Genomic DNA, 2,134 nt, shown 5'->3' on the forward strand with positions numbered 1-2,134 from the left:
TATATTTCTTTTGGTATATGTCGTAGTGTTCAGGGTTCGGCTCGACACGTGACGTAGAATTAGTGATGGCTTGAGTACATTCTTCTAATGAAGCGAACTCACCTGCGCCGACCATTGCCATCATTGCGGCACCTAATGAGCCGGTTTCATCCACGTCTGATATTTCAACGGTCATGCCGGTAAGGTCAGCCAGCATTTGCATCCATACAGGGCTAGATGCAGGGCCGCCTGTCACTTTTAGTCTGTTGGCTTTTGGAAAACGCTGACGCATACGTTCTAGGTGAATGTTGTGACAGAATAAAATGCCTTCCCAAATGGCTTGAATTAGGTGCCCTTTAGTATGGTGCGATTGCAGACCATAGAAGCCTGACTTTAGGCCAAGCCCTTGGTTTGAACCGTAAAGGAATGGCACAAAGTAGATACTGCTTGATGCCGGATCTAATGCTTCGACTAACGCTTGATTTTGCTGGTGGTTAATCTGGCCATTTTCACCAAGGTAGTCGGCGAACCATTCATAATTGCCAGCAGAAGTCGGGCTCGCTTCGTGAATGATGTATTCGTTATCGACGGCGTAATGGCCGTAAACAAAATTGTATGATTCTTGAGTCACTTGTTTTGAGATACCAGACGTGACCGCCCATGTGCCCATCACGTAATTCAGGGTATCTTCTGAAGAGTTGATTCCAGAACAGATCGCGGTAGACACAACATCAAACAAACCGCCGAACACCGGCGTACCTATTGCTAGTCCGGTTTCATTAGCAATGGCCGCAGTGATTTTCCCTGCTTGCTGTTGAGGTTTTACAACGGGTGGTAGCGCATCCCAAATTTCTTCGATGCCAAAGGTTTCCAAAAGTGCTTTGTCATACTCACCAGTGATGGAGTTGAAAAAATTACTTTCTGAAATATTGGTCAGTTCTGCTGCGACTTCGCCCGTTAAGCGATATCGAAGGTAGTCGTGAGACATCATCACTGCGCCAATGTTGTTGTATCGTTCGGCATCGTTTTCTTTGATCCAGCGAATAATCGATACAGGGTGACCTGTCCACAGTGTTTGCAGTGTGGTTGGATAGATCTCTTTTGCTTTACCCTGTTCTAGCCACTCTTTAACGATAGGCAGTGAACGCGAGTCAGAAGACATAATACCGTGGCCGAGGTTTTGTCCCTCTTTATCAAGAAGGTAAACGCCTTTGCCTTGGGCTGAAATGCTCAAGCCTTTGATAGAGGTCGGTTCTACTTTTGTGGTCTCTAAAAGCTGCTTAATGACATCGACAGCGTTACCCCATAGTGCGTTTAGGTCGCGTTCTACCCAACCTTGTTTTTCGTTGATGACGCTCGCCGATACGCGGGTAAGACCTTGTTGTTCACCTTTTGCGTTAAACAACGCGGCTTTCATAAAAGTGCCGCCAGAATCAATTCCAATGTAGTAATTCATTATTTGGCTTCCAGTAAATCGTTGTGAATCTTCACCACCAGTTTTCTTACCGGTTGGCTGTCATCATTTTCAATATTGGTGATATGCACGATATTTGGCGTGAATAAATAAAATTGATTGCGTTTTGCATGAATGAAGCTGAGTTCAATCCCTGGGTATTCGTAAAACTGAAGGTCACGTTCTTGGTTATAAGGTTGTGCGTTGCTGTGTTCGCCAGTGTCTATAGCCCATGCCATCACTTCAGAACCTTCGAGAATGATCTGCAAGTCAGAATGGTATTTATGGACTTCAGGTTGGAAGTTTCCTAGAGGCTCTTTGTCATATTCCAATACAACAAACCATGCTTGTTTTGAATCAAAACCAGGGAGTTCATGGCGACCTAATGCGAGTTTTTCTTGGTCGAGACTGTTCAAGTACTCAAGCACGTTTTGAATAACGACAGGGTACGACTTGCTGATCTGCGTAGGTTGAGTATTTCCGACTAACATAAAAATTCTCTTTAAATATAAACAGCTTAATTAAGCCAATGCTTTAAATTAATGGGCACTAAATAGGTCTTGTAAAAGCGTCGCTAACCCTGTCTTATCATCATTGTTTTTGGGCGTGATTAGGTTGGCTGAGCTTTTTACGGTGTCATCTGCGTTTTGCATTGCGATGCCAAGTCCTGCTGCTTTAAGCATCGAAATGTCATTGTGGTTA

The 2,134-nt window shown here is 44.3% G+C and carries 3 protein-coding genes; all 3 read right to left on the bottom strand.

Annotated elements, in window-relative coordinates:
* On the bottom strand, positions 1-1,435 hold a 1,435-nt coding region (locus AB4496_RS26265), incomplete at its 3' end, for an FGGY-family carbohydrate kinase (protein WP_372132821.1).
* Positions 1,435-1,923, bottom strand: a complete 489-nt coding sequence (locus AB4496_RS26270; protein WP_009845885.1) for a YhcH/YjgK/YiaL family protein — start codon at positions 1,921-1,923, stop codon at positions 1,435-1,437. The genes AB4496_RS26265 and AB4496_RS26270, both read right to left, overlap by 1 nt.
* A 48-nt stretch (positions 1,924-1,971) precedes the next feature.
* The coding region (locus AB4496_RS26275) for an HAD hydrolase family protein (RefSeq protein ID WP_372132824.1) at positions 1,972-2,134 on the bottom strand (163 nt) is incomplete at its 5' end.

Origin of the sequence: Vibrio sp. 10N.222.46.A1 (assembly GCF_041473595.1) — a bacterium.
Classification (GTDB): domain Bacteria; phylum Pseudomonadota; class Gammaproteobacteria; order Enterobacterales; family Vibrionaceae; genus Vibrio; species Vibrio tasmaniensis_A.